The following is a 17,420-nucleotide window of genomic DNA, read 5'->3' on the forward strand; positions in this document are numbered from 1 at the left end:
AGCAATCATCAGCGGGTAAGCTTGCCGGATGCAAAGCCTTCCAGGCGATCTAGAGAGCCGGTTCCGAACTGGAATGAGCATCGACGCTGCCATGGCGATGGCGACGGAGGTGCTGGAGCCCATCGGTTTCACCGCATTCATCTACGACTATACGCCGGTGCCGGTCAGCCACAAGGGCGAGCTTATCACGCCCTCGCTGATGGCTCTGCGCAACGTGCCGCGCGACATGCAGGATCTCTGGTGCAAGGGCGGATATTATCAGCTCGACCCGGTGCAGGAGGCCGCGCTCGCGGTATCGAGACCGTTTCTCTGGTCGCACAACGGCGTTCAGAGCAACGTCATGCAGCGTGTGCTTCAGTCCAAGCACGATCCTGTGGTCAGCTATCTGCTTGACACGAGGATGACCTGCGGCGTCACCGTACCCATTCGCCTTGCCGGCGGCGATCTCGCCACCTTCACCGCTATCCGTGCCGATCCGGAGGCCGGGTTCGAGGCCGAAGCCAGACCCTTCATCGCCGAGATCGGCGATCTGGGTCATCTGCTGCATGATTCCGTCTATGCCGGTTTCGATGCTGGAATCCGCACCTGCCAATATGTCCATCTGACGTCGCGCGAACGCCAGTGCCTGCGCCTGGCCGCTGCCGGACTGACGGCCAAGCAGGTCGCGCGTGAGATTGGCCGCGCGGTGCCTACCGCAACGCTGCACCTCAACGCGGCGACGCGAAAGCTTGGCGCGCGCAACCGCTTCCATGCCATCGCGCTCGCCGCCCATTACCGGCTGCTTGAACCGGAGCATTGAGGCTCTCGACCTGCGGGCGATCGGCCTTGCCTCGGGCAAACTCATAACCGGCAAACCTATAAATAGTGCTAGCTGTAAATGCGCCGGGCCGCTTAGTACCGTCGGCCGCAAAACAAGGCTTGGGAGGGTCCACACTTCGGCTCCTGCCGCGCCATGATGCGGAGCTTTGATTGTGACGGCGCATGCGATCACCGAAGGATTTAGCCAATACCAGGGCTATCGCACCTGGTACCGAGTGACCGGAAACCTCACCTCGGGCAAGCTGCCCCTGATCGTCGCTCATGGTGGACCGGGCTGCACGCACGACTATGTGGATTCATTCAAGGAGCTTGCCGAAACCGGACGAGCCGTCATCCACTACGACCAGATCGGCAATGGCAAATCGACCCATCTGCCGGATAAGGGCGGTGACTTCTGGACCGTCGATTTCTTCCTGGGCGAACTCGATGCGCTGCTCGCCCATCTCGGCATTGCCAGCCGCTACGCCCTGCTGGGCCAATCCTGGGGCGGCATACTTTCGGCCGAGCACGCGGTGCGCCGCCCGGAGGGGCTCAAGGCATTGATCCTGGCCAATTCGCTGGCCTCGATGGTGCTGTGGGTGAAAGGAGCCCGGCAATTGCGCGCCGGGCTGCCAGCCGATGTGCAAAGCGCGCTCGACCGGCACGAAGCGGCAGGAACCACCGATCATCCGGAATATGTTGCGGCGACGAAGGCTTTCTACGACCGCCATGTCTGTCGCGTCGTTCCGATGCCGCCAGAGGTCGCCCGGACATTTGCGGCAATCGAGGAAGATCCGACCGTCTATCACACCATGAATGGTCCCAATGAGTTCCACGTCATCGGCACGATGCGGAACTGGACCATCGTCGACCGCCTGCATCAGATCGAGGCGCCGACCCTGGTTTTCCGCGGCTTCTACGACGAAGCGACCGAGGCCTGCGTCCAGCCCTTTCTGGATCTTATCCCGCACGTCGAAGGTTTGGTCTTCCCGAATTCCAGCCACATGCCGCATGTCGAGGAAAAGCACGACTGCCTCGCCGCCGTCGGGCGCTTCCTGGCCAAATACGACTGACGTTCCAGCACGCCCTTCAGCCTGCGGTGGCCGAAGACGAGTGACAGTCCGCTCTCGGCGAGGTCGGCGAGCAACTCCTCGTTGCCGCCGCCGGTGCCATGACGATGCCGTCGATGCGGCGCTCCAGCACCCGGTCGATCTCGCGCGCTTCGCGTGCCGTGTTTCTCCTCGGTGCTGAACAGCAGAATATTATAGCGCTCGGCGCGCTGGTGGGCTGCGTCTCCAGTCCGCGTACGAACTCGGCGAAAAAGGGATTGGTGACGTCCGAAATCGGCGCGGCGATGGTGCCGGTCTGGGCGGCGCGCAGGCTGCGCGCTCAGCCATCCGGCCGATATCTCAGCCCGCTGAGCTGTCTTGAGCTTCTTTTGGTCTCGACGCTCAGGGCGCGCGAACCGTTGCCGACAGGCGAGACCATCGCGGCCGACGCCGAGTGCGAAGGTGCCTGCAGGTATGGAACGTGTCCACCCCAAGTTTCGCCAAGCACGTTGCAACCGAATCTATTAGCCGGCGTTAAAGTGCGGGTGGTTTAGCGGGAGGCTTTCATGCAGACGTATCTCGTCGAGCGTATGGACGGCGACGATGTGATCTCGGTGCGCGTCGTCAACGCGCCGAGTCCGTTCAAGGCTGCGGCCATGGTGACCGATGGACATATTACCTTCCGAAAGTGGGAAAAAGACTGGATCCGCGTGACTGACGAAAATCGGGGACAGATCTATGCATATTGTTTTGTCGCCGGCAGCTACTCCGATACTGAACCATTGCCGGTATCGCCCGGGAGAACCACAGAATAGGCAATGTGCCTGAATAGCGGCGATTCCGTCTTCGATCCCACCTTGGCAGATGTGTAACAGGCGTTGCCAACTTGGCACGAACGCCAGTGCTCGCTGCGTCAAGCGCACCACGCGAGCCCGGCATGATTGGCTCTGCCGGCGGCTTGCGAAACAGGCGAAGTGACTAACCAAGCGTCCTTGGGCGAAGATCGGGGCATCATCAGAATGATCGATGAAAAGATTGGGGCGGGAGGCGATAAGTGATCCTAATCTTAGCGTGGGCAACTCATGTCTTCGGCATATTTGGGATCAGAAGTCGCGGATCAGGATCTAGCGGTGGATTGTCAGACAACGACCTCCAATAAATGGTCAAGTGTTCCACAATACGCACTGGATCAGGGTGGTCCGGTACTGCGCCCATTTCAAGGATTGGGCACCGATTTTACCAACGTTGCCGTATTCGATCACCTGAGAAATATGGTCCGCCAGTACCCCGACAAGCTCGCAATCAGCGACGGCGCCAATCGTCTGACTTATTCCCAGCTTCTCCGGTCAGTTGAGACGCTGTCCTACCAGATCGCTGCCGCCGTCCCAGACGGACAGGCGATAGGGATTCTTCAGGCCAACTCGGCCTGGTATCCCATCGCCATCCTGGCAAGCATGACGGCTGGGCGACTTTCGGTGCCACTCAACGCGCGAGATCCCAGCTCGCGGATCCTGGAAATCGTGGCGGGGGCGCGGCTCTCGGCCATCCTGGGCGAGGGCAATGTCCGACCCGCCGGTTTGCCTCACCAAGTCAGTTGGATCGATGTGCCCACCAGTGCGGCCTCGCAATCGGTACAAGTGCCTCAGCCTTACCCCGTCTCGGTCGATGCGCCCGCCATCGTGCTTTATACGTCAGGGAGCACAGGCCGCCCCAAAGGCATCGTTAACAGCCAGCGCAGCTTGCTGTGCCGGGTCCAGCAATATGTCGATGCATGCCACATCAACTCGGATGATGTTTTCCTGCCATTGACCGGACCCGCCACAATCGCCGGGTACCGGGAGATTCTTGCAGCCCTTCTCACCGGGGCCACTTTGCATCTGGTCGAAGTCGAAGCGGTCGGCTTGCGCGCCGTTCAGCGCCTAGTGCGATCCGAAGGCGTGACAATCACCTATCTGGTGCCGGCGCTGCTTCGCGCGCTCATGGCCGACGGACCTGCTGAAGCGTTCCATTCGCTTAGAGTCGCCCGGATCGGTGGCGAGAAGGTGCCCTGGACCGACATCGCACTGCTGCGCAAGGCCGTCTCCGATACGTGCCTCATCCAGATCGGTTACTCGTCAACCGAGACCACCGGCTCACAATGGTTCTTGCCGCGAGACTGGCCGGAGCATGGAGATTCGGTTCCAGTTGGTTGGCTGCTGCCTGGAATCACCTTCGCAATTGTCGACGAAGCGGGCCGCTGCGTTCAATCGGGCCGCAGCGGAGAGCTTCTGATCAGGAGCCCGTATGTCTTGCTTGGCCATTGGGAGGACGGGGCGGTTATGCCGGCGACATCAGATCCGGACGATCCAGGCCTTCGGATTTTCGCGACAGGTGACCTCGTCCGACTTGATAATCAAGGCTTACTGCACATCGTCGGTCGCAAGGGACGGCAGGTAAAGATCAACGGTCGACGCGTCGAGCCAGCCGAACTCGAACGGGTGCTGCGTTGCGCGCCTGCTGTTGCGGATGCCGTGGCAATCGTGACTGCGGCCAATGAGCTTGTCGCCTTTGCCGTTCCTCGGCGCTCGGCCGAAGCGAGCTTTTCGGACGAGCTTCGCCAGCTTGTGAGGACCAATCTGCCACCGCCGCTGCGTCCCTTGCGGTTACACACGATCGCCGAGATCCCGCGTCTGCCAAGCGGCAAGGTGGACATCTCGACACTTGCAGAGATGGATCTTTCAGCCAGAGGGACGGCAGCGACGGCGCGTCCGCTCGAGCCGCGAGGCAAGCTGACGGCGCAGCAGATCGTCCAGCGGGCGTGGACCAGCATCCTCAATACGCGCGTAGCGGCGGGACGCTGGGATGACGCCGGAGGAGACTCGCTGAAGCTGCTGCACTGCGTCATGGAAATCGAAAGCGCCATCGGGCAGGAACTCGGCCTTGAGGCGTTCACCGTTGGAATGAGCCTGGACGAGATGGTCAAGGCGGTCGCGTCTGCACAGGCAGGCGACCAAAGCGCGCGCGCCCAGAAGCATGATCCTCCAGTTCTTTTTCTGTTCCCGGGATCCGTCGGCTACGGCCCGAGCCTTGCTGCCTTTGCAGCAGCGATGGGCAAGATCACCCGCGTTGCCCCGATCAGGTACCCAGCCCTGACCATGATCCTGCGCGGGCAAAACAGCCTCTCCGACATGGCCGATGCCGCCGTCGAGCAGATCCGCCGCGCTCAACCCGCGGGTCATATACGACTTCTCGGTCATTCGCTCGGCGGTGCTGTCGCTTTCGAAGTTGCGGCGCGGCTGCTGGCCGCGGGGCGGACCGTAAGGTTCCTTGGCATTCTCGACACCAGTCTCGTCGGCGAGCGAAGCGCTCGCTGGGAGACGTTTACGCGCACATTCAATCGAATCCGAACCAACCGCGTATCCGCTTATCGGATGGCTTGCCGGGCCCTCGCGAAAGTCGCCGTGGCAATGCGGCGCGAGGCGCAACTGGTCCGGTTTCTCGATCGTTTCGCTCAGGGACAGTTCAACGCGACGAGTTTTAGAACCAAACTGGAACTGCAAGAGGTTTTGCGCGCGCGAGCCTTCTTCCAGTGGGTGGCCGAGCCAAAGCCGGCGCTGCCGATCACAGGCACCCTGTTCCGCTGTGCTCGACCCGGAATGCCTCTGGCCATCGGCTGGGATCGCGCTTTCGGACATCTGGACGTGATTCCGATCGTCGGCAGCCACATCGATCTGGTCGTAGAACCTCACCTCGCCACCAACCGCCCGCTTATCGAGAAAGCGGTGGCGCAAACCTATTCGCCAACCGAGTCTCGCAAACTGGAGTACAAGCTATCGACCTGATCTCAACATTCAGCAAGGACGCGCTTGTGCTCGACGCTGCTGCGGAGGTCGATCGCATCGTCCAGATCCTGCGCCAGCAGGTCCTTGGCACGCTGCGACGTCGAGGCGCGGTTGTCGGCCTCTCAGGCGGCATCGACAGCTCCGTCGTCGCGGCGTTGTGTGTTCGCGCCTTTGGGAAAGACAAGGTCCTCGGAATATTCATGCCGGAGCGCCACTCCTCCGGTGACTCGCTAAGGCTTGGCCGCACTGTCGCCGCACAGCTTGGCATCGATGCGATCCTGGAGGACATAACACCGGCCCTCGAAGCGATCGGCGCCTATTGTCGGCAGACCGAGGCAATCCAGACTGTCGTTCCCGACTATGGGGACGGCTGGAAATGCAAGCTGGTGCTGGCCTCAGTTCTCGAGAGCAATGGTCTCAACATCACGCGCCTCACGGTTCAGGACCCTGAGGGCAGGACCGACACGGTGCGTCTGCCGTCGGCAGCCTATCTGCAGATCGTCGCCGCAACCAATTACAAGCAGCGCCTGCGCAAGATGACCGAGTACTATCATGCCGACCGCCTCAACTACGCGGTAGCGGGCACGCCGAACCGCCTGGAATACGACCAGGGCTTCTTCGTCAAGCAGGGCGACGGAATCGCCGACCTGATGCCAATCGTTCACCTCTACAAGACCCAGGTCTACCAGTTGGCCGAATATCTTGGGGTGGAGGAAGAGGTCCGGCGCAGACCGCCCACCACGGACACCTTCTCGATGGCGCAGAGCCAGGAGGAGTTCTACTTCGCACTGCCTTATTATCTGATGGATTTGTGCCTCTACGGGTTAAACCACGGGATCGCTAGCGAAGACGTCGCCGAGGCCACCGGTCTCACCGTGGTGCAGGTTCAGAAAGTTTTCAAGGATATCGACAGCAAACGGCGCGCCGCACGCTATCTTCACGCGCGGCCGTTGGTGTCCTCTTCAATGGGCGAGGGCTAGGCGATGTGCGGCATCGCCGGAATTGTGTCGCTGAGCGCCGCCGCGGCGCCCCCTTCCCGTGATGCGCTGATGCGCATGGTAGGCACACTGGCGCATCGCGGCCCGGACGAGCGCGGTCTTTACCGGGACAAACGTGCGGGATTGGCGCATGCCCGTCTGTCCGTCATCGATCTCGCCAGTGGCCAGCAGCCACTCGCTGGCGCGGGCGACACAATGTGGATCGTCTTTAACGGCGAAATCTTCAATTACATCGAGCTGCGACAAGACCTGGTCGCGCTCGGTTATCGCTTCCGCACACGCAGCGACACGGAGGTCATCGTCCATGCCTATCATGCCTGGGGCGAGGCCGCCTTCGAGCGGATGAATGGGCAATGGGCAGTCGCCATTTGGGACTCCGTGGCGGGTCGACTCGTCTTGTCGCGGGATCGGTTCGGCATCTGTCCGCTGCATTTTTGCGAGCACGGCGGACGGCTTTACTTCGCCAGCGAGGTGAAGGCCATTTTCGCGGCCGATGCGGATATACCCCGCGCCTTCGATCCAGCCGGCATCGATCAGACTTTCACGCTCTGGACCGTCGTGCCGCCACAAGGCGTGTTTGGAGGAGTAAGCGAACTCACTCCAGGGCACATTCGCATTTATGACAGTGGCATCGTTCGCGAGCGGGCTTTTTGGAAGCCAAGCTATCCAGAGGTTGACGGACCCGGCGATGACGAATTCGCCGGTTCACTTGATGACGCGGTGGAGGAAGTGCGCGGCGCCCTGGAAGCCGCTACGGCGCTCAGGATAGTACGCGCCGACGTGCCGGTCGGCTGCTATTTGTCCGGCGGGCTCGACAGCTCGCTGGTCGCCGCGCTTGGAAGACGCTTCGCCGGCGGGCGCTTCCAGACTTTCTCCCTGCGTTTTGCCGACGCCGAGTATGACGAGACTCATTTCCAGCGCCTGGTTGCCGGCGTGGCGGGAAGCGAGCACCATGAGGTGGTTGTTTCGCGCAGCGATATCGCTGGCATCTTCCCTGAGGTGATCTACCACACCGAGCGGCCAATCCTCAGGACCGCGCCGGCGCCGCTGTTCCTGCTATCGAGACTGGTGCGTCAGCATGGCATCAAGGTCGTGCTGACCGGCGAAGGGGCCGACGAAATGTTCGCCGGCTACGATCTGTTCCGCGAGGGCAAGGTCCGCCGTTTCTGGGGACGCCAGCCCGCCTCGACGCGACGCTCCCGGCTGCTGGAGCGCCTCTATCCCTATCTCAGCCGCTCGCCGGTGCAACAGCAGGCGATGGCACGCCAGTTCTTCGGGCGCGACATCCACGCCCATGACGCGCCTGGTTTTGCGCATGGCACGCGCTGGCGTACCACGAGCGCTATCAAGCGGCTGTTTTCGGCAGACATGCGGGCCCAAACGGAGCGCCGCAACGCCGTGTCCGAGCTGCTTGCCCGCCTGCCGGCGGAGTTTTCGCGATGGGGCTCCCTTGCGCAGGACCAGCATATCGAGATCCAGACGCTGATGTCGGGATACCTGCTTTCATCGCAAGGGGACAGGATGCTCTTGGCCCATTCCGTCGAGGGGCGCTTCCCATTCCTCGATCATGAACTCGTGAGGCTCGCGAATTCGCTTCCGGCCGCCTATAAGCTGCGCGTGCTCGATGAAAAGCATGTTCTGAAGCGTGTGGCGCAACCGATTGTGCCGTCGGAAATCGTCACTCGCAAGAAGCAGCCCTACCGGGCCCCCAACGCGCTTTGCTTCGTCGCCGATGGCGCTCCGGCCTATATTCGCGAAGCACTTTCGGAGGCGGCGCTGCGCGAGGCAAACGTCTTCGATCCTAAGTCGGTTGCCCGTCTCCTGAGCAAGTGCCAGGCCAGCGCCGGCGGCGCCGACCTGTCCAACTCCGACAATATGGCGCTGGTCGGGGTGCTGTCGACGCAGCTTCTTCATGAGCAATTTATCGCGAGCCGACCAAGTGGAGCTCGCACGCTCAAGCTCAGCGTCGACATCGACCGCGAGCATCGCGCAGAGGTGCTCGCATGATGCATGGCGCCGTACCGCTCCTGCACGACTATCTCATCCACTCTGCCAGCCGGCTCGGCGGGAAGGTGGCCCTGGTGTGCGGTAATCAACGTGTCACCTACGGCGATCTCGATATGCGCTCGAACGCCATAGCGCATCATTTGAGCCAGGCCGGAATCGCGCGCGGCGATCGGGTGGTGATCTTCGCCGACAACACTGTCGAGGCCGTCGTCGCTTTCTGGGCCGTGCTCAAGGCCAACGCCGTGGTGTGCATCGTCAATCCACTCACCAAAAGCGACAAGCTTGGTTATCTGCTCAACGATTGCCGCCCGACGGCACTGATCACCGACAACCACCTGCATTCGATTTTCAGGGAGCCGGCGCGGAATTGCCCATCGTTGCGCTGCATGATCGTCTCCGGGCCGATCGAACGCGACGACCTGCAAGAACCGCCGCATGCTGTGCGCTGGGAAACTGCGGTCGCGGCAGCCCGCAGCACGCCGCCCGCGCGCCGCTGCATCGATATCGATCTTGCTGCAATCATTTATACGTCCGGCTCGACGGGCGAGCCCAAGGGCGTGATGCTGACGCACCGAAACATGGTTGCCGCGTGCGCCTCGATTTCCTCATACCTGGCGCTTGCTGAAGACGAGGTGATCCTCAACGTCCTGCCGCTCGCCTTCGACTACGGCCTGTACCAGATGATCATGGCATTCGGCGCGGGCGCCCGGCTGGTGCTTGAACGCTCGTTCGCCTTCCCCGCGCAGATCCTTGGGCTGATCAAGCAAGAAAGGGTGACGGGCTTTCCCGGCGTACCGACCATCTTTGCCGCACTCGGGGAGCTCAAGTCTCTCAGGGATCAGGATTTTTCGAGTATTCGCTATGTCACGAACACTGCGGCCGCTCTGCCGCTCAAGCACATTCTCCTGCTTCAGGAGCTATTTTCTCGTGCCCGTATCTATTCGATGTACGGCCTTACCGAATGCAAGCGCTGTACCTACCTGCCGCCGGAGGATCTCGAGCGAAAGCCGTTGAGCGTCGGGATCGCCATCCCCAATACGGAAATGTGGATTGTCGACGAGCATGACAGGCGGGTCGGCCACGGTGTCGTTGGCCAGCTCGTCATCCGCGGAGCGACGGTGATGAAGGGTTACTGGGGCAAGCCGGAGGCGACGGCCAGGAAGCTCAAGCCCGGACCGCTGCCGGGCGAGCAGGTCCTGTACACCGGCGATTACTGCCGGATGGACGCCGAGGGCTACCTCTACTTTGTCGGTCGCGGCGACGAGATCATAAAATCGCGGGGCGAGAAGATAGCGCCGAAGGAGGTGGAAAACGTGTTGATGGAGATTGCGGGCGTACGGGAAGCCGCGGTCATCGGCGTTCCGGACGAGTTGCTTGGACAAGCAGTGAAGGCATTTGTCGTGATGGAGCAAGGAAGCATGATCGGTGAAAAGCAGTTGCAGAAAGAGTGCCAGAGACGACTGGAAAACTTCATGGTTCCAAAGTCGATCGTCATCGTACCCAGTCTGCCGATGACCGACACGGGCAAACTCAAAAAAACCGCCCTGTCATGAGTCGGTATCAGGGCGAAGTTGATCAGCATTCATTTTTTGTACCGGAGGCGAAATCAATGTTGTCTACCAAGGATAGAACCGATACCTGCAGCGATCAAATTCGCGCTTTCCTGGCGTCGAATTTCTATATAGCCGATCCAGAGAGCCTGGAGAGCGACACCTCGCTTCTCGACCAAGGCATCGTGGACTCGACGGGGGTGCTCGAGGTTATCGGCTTCATCGAGGAGACCTTCGGCATCACGGTCGAAGACAGCGAGCTGCTGCCCGAGAATCTCGATTCCATCGAGGGAATTGCGCAATATGTCATGCGCAAGAGAAACTGATTTGCCGACATCTCGCGCAACTCTGTTTCAAGTCCCCGACCGTTTCCGGTTGCGACAGCGCGTCTAGGCCTGTCGCGACGGCGGTGCTTACGCCTGCGCCTTCGTATGCCCCACAACCACCCTGCCCTCGCCGGCCTGGTTGGTGACTGCCCGGATACTCTCATAAGCCTTGGAACGCTCGAGCAAACTCATGACCTGCCGGTCCTGGCCAAGCCCAACCTCGAAAAGCAGGATGCCTCCGCGCCGCAAATAACGCGGCGCGTCCTTGAGCACTCGCATATGGATGCTCAGACCGTAGGGTCCGGCTGCGAACGCTTCACGCGGCTCGAGCTCGACCAAATGCGAACGATCGCCCTCGAGCCGTTTTTCCGAAATATAGGGCGGGTTGCAAACGATCACGTCGATCGTGCCGTCAAGCTCCAAGCCGGAGAAGGCGCCGAACAAGTCGCCCTGAAGCACCGTTACCCGCTCCTCCATATCAAGATGGGTGACGTTGCGGCGCGCGACCTCCACGCATCCGTCGGTAAGATCGCTTGCCCACACGCGCGCGGTGGGAGCGTGGTGCGCGATGGCGCACGCCAGATTGCCCGCCCCACAGCACATGTCGACAACGCGAGGCACCGGCAAGTTCAGTTGGCTCAGAACATCGAGAGCGGCGTTGCCGAGCAGTTCCGTTTCCGGCCGAGGAACAAGCGCACCGGGCGAGACCAGCAGCTGCAATCCCATGAAGGTGCTGCGGCCCCTGCCGTAGGCGTCGGCAACATTGATCTCTTCGCTCACGACACTCGCCTCCCCGTTTTAGCCGGCGTTGGTGGCCGACAATTGCGTTCCGATGAAGTGTATCTCAAAACCGTTTAACTCTCGATCGACAAAATCAAAACCCATCCGTCCCCAGACGCTTCGACGCCTTGATGCTACAAAGATGACCATAAGCTTCTGCGCTGTGTCATGATTAGGAATATCTCCTTACCAGACCCGGTTATCCCCAGCCTGGCGAGCCAGTTGCCGAATTCTCAGCCTGGCGTCACGATTTTGCTACATTTTAATCAAAGAAGGCACATATGTAAGCAATTCGTAATGTTCCAGCAGCGAAGGGCGGAGCTGCTGCTTCCCGGAAGGTTAAAGTTTGTCCCTCATCGAAAGAACCGACGAGATTGCGCGGCAATTTCGCGTCAAAGAGCGCATATCATGAAGTCAACCAAAGGGCGCTCGCTCGATCTACGATCCGCGATGTTCGGCTGTGTGCACGGCCTCGTTGGCGTAGGCGTTTTCTCCGCATTGATAAATATCCTCGCCTTGACCGGCTCCGTCTACATGCTCCAGGTCTACGATCGCGTGCTGCCTTCGCAGAGCGTGCCGACTCTTGTCGGATTTACAGTCGGGATGCTGGGACTTTACGCGGCCTACGGGCTCCTCGATTTCGTGAGGCTTCGCCTGTTGGTCCGCATCGGCAGCCGCCTGCATAGAAATCTGCAGCAAAAGGCGTTCGCAGCCTCGCTTTCCCTGCCCCTCGTTGCCGGGCCGGATGCGAACCGGGTACATCCGCTTCGTGATCTGGACCAGCTACGTGGCTTTCTTTCCGGACTGGGGCCGACAGTCTTATTCGACGCTCCCTGGATACCATTTTATATGGTGGTCATCTATCTGCTGCACCCTGCGCTTGGCGTGCTGGCAACGCTCGGCGCATGCGCCGTTGTGCTTTTGACGGTGGCTGCGGAGATCATCGGCCGCAAACCTGCGGCTCGTGCGTCTGAAACACTCGTTGCGCAGCGGCTTCTGGCCGATTCCGGCCGCCGCAACGCAGAGGTTGTTCAGGCTATGGGCCTGTCCGCCCCGCTTAGCCGGCGCTGGAACGAGGTCAGTCATCTTTATCTGAAGAACCAGGAACGGCTCTCCGACGTCGTTGGCGCAGCGAGCTCACTGTCGAAGACGCTCCGAATGGCCTTGCAATCATGCGTGCTGGGGCTTGGTGCCTACCTCGTGATCGGGGGCGAGGCCTCGCCGGGTGTGATCATAGCGTCGTCCATATTGCTGGGCCGCTCACTGGCGCCGGTCGATGTGGCGATCGCAAATTGGAGAGGGTTTCTGGCAACCCGCAAAAGCTATTCCGAGCTGGCGGCAGCGCTGGATGCTTTTGATAGCCAGCAAGAGCCAATGGAACTGCCACGCCCAAAGGCGGAGCTTGCGGTCGAGGAATTGACGGTCGCGCCACCAAGTCTGCAGAAGCCAACAATCTTCAATGTAAGCTTCCGCTTGGCGAGGGGCGCAGGGTTGGCGGTCGTCGGCCCGAGCGGCTCCGGCAAGACCACGCTCGTGCGCGCTTTGGTCGGGGCATGGAAGCCGCTTCGAGGAACGGTAAGATTGGACGGCGCCTCGCTCGATCAGTGGAATTCAGAGCTGCTCGGCATTCATATTGGCTACCTGCCGCAGGACGTTGAGCTGTTCGACGGCACGATCGCCGACAACATTTCAAGGTTCGGCGGCAAAAGCGACGCAAGGGGCGTGTTGGCAGCTGCCAAAGCTGCGGGCGTGGACAAGATGATCATGCGTCTTCCGCAGGGTTTTCAAACACGCATCGGAGAAGGCGGCGCAGCCCTGTCGGCTGGGCAGAGGCAGCTCGTCGGACTTGCCAGGGCACTTTACGGTGATCCATTCCTCGTCGTTCTTGACGAACCAAATTCCAATCTGGATGCAGACGGCGATGCTGCTTTGGCCGGCGCGATCCTGGCAGTGCGTCAGCGCGGCGGTATCGTGATCGTCGTTGCGCATCGCCCCTCCGCTCTCGTCAACATCGATCAGGTACTCGTCCTGTCGAACGGGATGCTCCATTCGTTCGGTTCGCGCGAAGACGTTCTGGCAAATGTGATCCGGCCCTTCCCGCGTCCGGACAAGCCAAACATTGTCGTTCCGCTGCAGCACGGTGCAAGCGGGCATGCGTGAGGTATTGCTTAGTGTCTAACGTGACCATGTCGTCATATGCTGCGGTCGCTGGCGAAGGCCAGCCGACCGGGGCGAAGCCAGAGCCGGATGGCATTCGAGCCAATTTACCCTGGGGCAATCTGCTCCGGAGCCTGGCAGAACATTCTCGTTCCGCTGCACAGAGGTGCAGCCGGGCATATGTGAGGTATCGCTCTACTGTTACCGTGTCGCCATACGCCGCGCCCGGTGGCGAAAGCCGTTCGTTGGAAACGAAGCCGGATCCGGATGGCATCCGGGCCAATCTGCTCTTGGGCTTGGCAACCAGCTTGCTGTTGATCTTTGGCGGAGGGCTGTGGTTGGGATTGACCAAGATTGCCGGCGCGGTGATTGCGCCTGCAACTGTGGTGGTCGAAAGCAACATAAAAAAAGTCCAGCATCAAACCGGCGGCACCATCGGCGGAATCTTCGCGCAGGACGGCGATCACGTGAAGGCCGGCGACGTGTTGGTCAGGCTGGACAACACATTGACCCGAGCAAACCTGCAGATAATCACCGAGGACCTCAATCGAGCCACCATTCGTCTGGCCCGGCTGGAAGCCGAGCGCCAGGGTCTGCCGGAAATGCAGATCCCGCCTGGCCTTCGGGTTCAAATGGGTGACCCGCAAGTGGCGGCGCTTGTCAGTGGCGAACGTGCCTTGTTCGAAAGCCGTGCTGCGGCGCTGGCTGGCCAGAAGGCACAATTGCAAAGCCGCGCGAAGCAGCTGGAACGTCAGATCGATGGCCTCAAATCGCAGCAGTCTGCGACGGATGAGTCTCTGGATCTGCTGACCAAGAACCTTGCTGACGTTGAATCTCTCTACGCAAAGAAGTTGGTCTCCAAGGAGAGGTTGAGCACTGTCAGCCTGGAGAAGACCCGGACTCGCGGCGAATCGGGACGCCTTGTCGCAGCGATAGCGGAGGTACAAGCTCACATCAGTGAAACGGACCTGCAGGTGCTTCAGCTCGACGAACAAATGCGGAGCGACGTGACCAACGAACTTCGCGAAACGGAAGCCAAGCAGACCGAACTCAGTGAGCGCAAGGTGGTGGCCGAAGACGAGCTCGGCAGGACAGACATTCGCGCCCCGCAATCAGGCACGGTACAAGAATCCTCGGTCCACACCGTCGGAGGCGTGATTGGCGCCGGAGAGGTGCTCATGATGATTGTGCCCGATTCCGACAACCTTGTCGTAGACGCTTCCATTCCTCCGTCGCGCATTGATGAGATCCATCCCGGACAGCAGGTGTCGATCCGCTTTCCGGCGTTCGACGCCGGCACTACACCGGCTTGCGAAGGCTCGGTCAACCGCGTCTCCGCAGATCTGATCAAGGATCAGCAACGTCAGCTTTCCTATTTTTCGGCGCGCATCGATGTCGAGAACGAAGCGACCTGCCTGACAGGAGAGAAAATCCTCAAACCGGGCATGCCCGCCGAAGTCCATATAAGAACCGACGAGCGCAGTGTCTGGTCCTACTTGATGAAACCTCTTACCGACCAATTTTCCAGAGCTTTCAGGCAGTAAGCGGCTGCCAACCCAGTGGCGGCCGCTTGGCTCGAGGCGCAGCCGATCTATCGGATCGCCGCGCTCTCGAGAGCGCTGCTGAACCTTACCTCGATCGTGTCTCCCGGCATGACCTCGGTGTCTTCTTGGGCCGGCTGTTTCCGCCATTCTTCGCCGACCCTGCGAACGATCGTGACCTCGGCTTGGATCGTCTCACCGGCAACCGGCAACGGCAGGGCGGCAGCTCCCGTGGGCTGCAACTTCTGGCTGGCGGCGCGAAGTCTTGCATTGATGTCGGCAAGACGCACATTGGTATCTTTCAACTCAGTCAGCAGACCTATCCTTCTTTGGTTGTCATTGCGTTCGTGCTGTCTGGCAAAATCAGCCTGCTGACGTCGTGCTCTCATAAGTTCAACCGACGTTTCGAGTGCCCGGCTGGAAGAGAGTACCAAAGCGCGCCGGACGTCGGCGAGCCGGTTATTGGTGAGATTTCCGGACTCAAACGCTTTCCTTACGCGCGCCAGCTCGTCTTCGTCCGCCTTCACGCCATCCGCTTCGGCCTGCTCGCGTTTGAGCAAGGTCTCGGTTTGTGCAGCGGCATCCTTGCCACTTTTATCGAGAAAGCTCTGCTCTTGCTGGAAGTTGTCCAACGAGAGCTTCAGCCCTTCTGCTTCGGCCTGGGCGATCGCCGATGCAAAAACTGCCGGCAAGGGCGATCCTTGTGGTGGCTGCATGTCGAAGCTCGATTTGCCCTGAAGTTCGGCGCGAATGCGGGCGCTGTGATAGTAGTCTCTCGTGTATTCCCCCCAAAGCGATTCGTAATCGCGCCGCAGATCCACCGGATCGGGGCCAACCTGGTTTGCCCGGGACCGCAAAAGGCTGAAACCACCTGACACGGCAATCGCCTGCCGCACGGTCATCAGCGGCCGGTAGGCCTGCTGTCCGGGAGTGAGCACATCCCCTGTCACATAGATCGGCCGATATTCTGCGACCACGGCGGTCACGTCTGTCGGCTTGATGACGATCATTTGCTCCCGCCCGTCAGGCAGACGATGGTGGAATATCTTGGTTGGCAGGATCGTCTGCATGCGTGTTTGCAGTTCGGCCGGGCTTAGGCCGCCCACCGAAACCATCCCGACTTCGGGAAGCGCGATCGTGCCGTCCATCTGGACCACGGCACGTTGCGTTCGCTCCGGGATGGAGGCAATTCCTATCTCGACGGTGTCGCCGGCGGAAAGTCGATAGGCGACCTGCGCTTCCGCTGCAGCGGCCGTATCCATGGCAGCCAGCATGCCGAGCACGACAAGAAGGATTCGGTTAACAAGGACCATTGGTGACAATCTCCTTCTGGTTCGAATCCAGCGACAACGGCGGAGCCAATCCACCCAGGCGAAAGCTCATGTCATGTAACCCATCTCATGGCGCACCCGGCCTTCGCTGAGGCGTCCCTGCCACCATCCGATGGTCCGCTCCAACCCTTCGCGCAGGCTGGTCTGGGCGCGCCATCCAGTCTTGCTTTCGAGGAGCGAAGAATCAGCCAGCAAGGCACGCACCTCTGAATTCTGCGGCCGCAGGCGGCGCTCGTCGCGGTGAATTGGTTTCTTGCAGCCACTCAACTCGACCACCAGATCCAATATGTCCGAGATCGTCACGGCGCGCTGGCTTCCGGCATTGTAGGCATGGCCAAATTCGAGCTCGGCCGAACCTGCGGTCAAAAACGCCGCCGCAGTGTCTTCCACGAAAGTAAGATCGCGGATCGGGCTGGTGTCTCCCACCATGATCGCCGAGCATTTCTTGTCGAGAGCCTGACGTATGATGGTCGGTACGATGGCCCGCTCGCTCTGGCGTGGGCCATACGTATTGAAGGGCCGCATGATGACCACGGGGACGTCGAACGATCTGGCGTACGACTCCGCCATCATGTCCGCACCGATCTTGGATGCCGAATATGGTGACTGTCCCTGCAACGGGTGTGATTCGCTGATGGGCATTGTCAGCGCGGTGCCATAAACCTCGCTTGTCGAGGTGTGCACCACCCGCTCCGTCTCCCATTGCCGCGCCGCTTCGAGGACGTTGACCGTGCCCAGGATGTTGGTTTCTACATAGGACTGGGCCGCGGCATACGAATATGGGATCGCGATCAGTGCGGCGAGATGAAACACCACCGCCTGGCCACGCACGATCCGGTTAAGGAACGCGCTGTCACGAACATCACCGCGGATGAGGTTCAGCTGGCTTCGAATGGTGTCCGGCAAATCGTCCAGCCAGCCGTGGCTGTCGAACGAATTGTAGAGAGCCAGCGCAGTGACATCCGCGCCGCTACGGACGAGTGCTTCGGTGAGATGCGACCCGATGAACCCATCGGCACCGGTAACCAGAACTTTCCTGCCCTTGTATGCCATGACCCAAGC

Annotated in this window: 14 protein-coding genes; 11 read left to right on the top strand and 3 right to left on the bottom strand. The window is 60.6% G+C overall.

Annotation, left to right across the window (positions count from 1 at the left end; genetic code table 11):
* Positions 1-73: 73 nt before the first annotated feature.
* The 9 genes from NKH89_RS31600 (at position 74) to NKH89_RS31640 (ending at position 10,549) form a co-directional block, all read left to right on the top strand.
* Positions 74-799: a LuxR family transcriptional regulator gene (locus NKH89_RS31600; protein ID WP_352911226.1), complete on the top strand. Its 726-nt coding sequence runs from the start codon at positions 74-76 to the stop codon at positions 797-799.
* Between the two features lie 172 nt (positions 800-971).
* Complete coding sequence (locus tag NKH89_RS31605; RefSeq protein WP_031193844.1) at positions 972-1,871, top strand: proline iminopeptidase-family hydrolase; 900 nt, start codon at positions 972-974, stop codon at positions 1,869-1,871.
* 98 nt (positions 1,872-1,969) lie between these two features.
* Positions 1,970-2,401, top strand: a complete 432-nt coding sequence (locus tag NKH89_RS31610; protein WP_352494498.1) for a hypothetical protein — start codon at positions 1,970-1,972, stop codon at positions 2,399-2,401.
* 12 nt (positions 2,402-2,413) lie between these two features.
* Positions 2,414-2,662 carry a hypothetical protein gene (locus NKH89_RS31615; RefSeq protein WP_023718545.1) on the top strand — a complete coding sequence of 83 codons (249 nt, stop codon included), beginning with the start codon at positions 2,414-2,416 and terminating at the stop codon, positions 2,660-2,662.
* Positions 2,663-2,929: 267 nt separating this feature from the next.
* On the top strand, positions 2,930-5,668 hold the full coding sequence (locus tag NKH89_RS31620) for an AMP-binding protein (protein ID WP_352911230.1): 2,739 nt from the start codon (positions 2,930-2,932) through the stop codon (positions 5,666-5,668).
* Positions 5,665-6,648 carry an NAD(+) synthase gene (gene nadE / locus NKH89_RS31625; RefSeq protein WP_031193946.1) on the top strand — a complete coding sequence of 328 codons (984 nt, stop codon included), beginning with the start codon at positions 5,665-5,667 and terminating at the stop codon, positions 6,646-6,648. Before NKH89_RS31620 ends, nadE begins: the two co-directional genes overlap by 4 nt.
* Before the next feature lie 3 nt (positions 6,649-6,651).
* Entirely contained in the window at positions 6,652-8,673 is a 2,022-nt protein-coding gene (gene asnB, locus NKH89_RS31630) for an asparagine synthase (glutamine-hydrolyzing) (RefSeq protein WP_023718548.1), read from the top strand.
* Positions 8,670-10,226 (top strand): class I adenylate-forming enzyme family protein, encoded by a 1,557-nt coding sequence (locus tag NKH89_RS31635; protein WP_352855582.1) that lies wholly within the window; start codon positions 8,670-8,672, stop codon positions 10,224-10,226. The genes asnB and NKH89_RS31635 overlap by 4 nt, the downstream gene beginning before the upstream one ends.
* A 56-nt stretch (positions 10,227-10,282) precedes the next feature.
* On the top strand, positions 10,283-10,549 hold the full coding sequence (locus tag NKH89_RS31640; protein ID WP_023718550.1) for an acyl carrier protein: 267 nt from the start codon (positions 10,283-10,285) through the stop codon (positions 10,547-10,549).
* 87 nt (positions 10,550-10,636) lie between these two features.
* Here NKH89_RS31640 and NKH89_RS31645 read toward each other — a convergent pair whose 3' ends face one another.
* Positions 10,637-11,329 carry a N5-glutamine methyltransferase family protein gene (locus NKH89_RS31645; RefSeq protein WP_023718551.1) on the bottom strand — a complete coding sequence of 231 codons (693 nt, stop codon included), beginning with the start codon at positions 11,327-11,329 and terminating at the stop codon, positions 10,637-10,639.
* A 408-nt stretch (positions 11,330-11,737) separates the two neighbouring features.
* On the opposite strand from NKH89_RS31645, the gene NKH89_RS31650 reads away from it, so the two are divergent.
* A complete protein-coding gene (locus tag NKH89_RS31650) occupies positions 11,738-13,489 on the top strand; it encodes a type I secretion system permease/ATPase (protein ID WP_023718552.1) in 1,752 nt (583 codons plus the stop codon).
* A gap of 242 nt (positions 13,490-13,731) precedes the next feature.
* Positions 13,732-15,030: an HlyD family type I secretion periplasmic adaptor subunit gene (locus tag NKH89_RS31655; RefSeq protein ID WP_352589441.1), complete on the top strand. Its 1,299-nt coding sequence runs from the start codon at positions 13,732-13,734 to the stop codon at positions 15,028-15,030.
* Positions 15,031-15,077: 47 nt separating this feature from the next.
* On the opposite strand, the gene NKH89_RS31660 is transcribed toward NKH89_RS31655, so the two are convergent.
* Positions 15,078-16,340, bottom strand: coding sequence for a polysaccharide biosynthesis/export family protein (locus tag NKH89_RS31660; protein ID WP_023718554.1), 1,263 nt, complete (start codon positions 16,338-16,340; stop codon positions 15,078-15,080).
* 66 nt (positions 16,341-16,406) lie between these two features.
* Positions 16,407-17,411: an SDR family NAD(P)-dependent oxidoreductase gene (locus NKH89_RS31665; RefSeq protein WP_023718555.1), complete on the bottom strand. Its 1,005-nt coding sequence runs from the start codon at positions 17,409-17,411 to the stop codon at positions 16,407-16,409.
* Positions 17,412-17,420: the final 9 nt, after the last annotated feature.

Origin of the sequence: Mesorhizobium sp. M0923 (assembly GCF_040319365.1) — a bacterium.
In the GTDB taxonomy this organism is placed as follows: Bacteria; Pseudomonadota; Alphaproteobacteria; order Rhizobiales; family Rhizobiaceae; genus Mesorhizobium.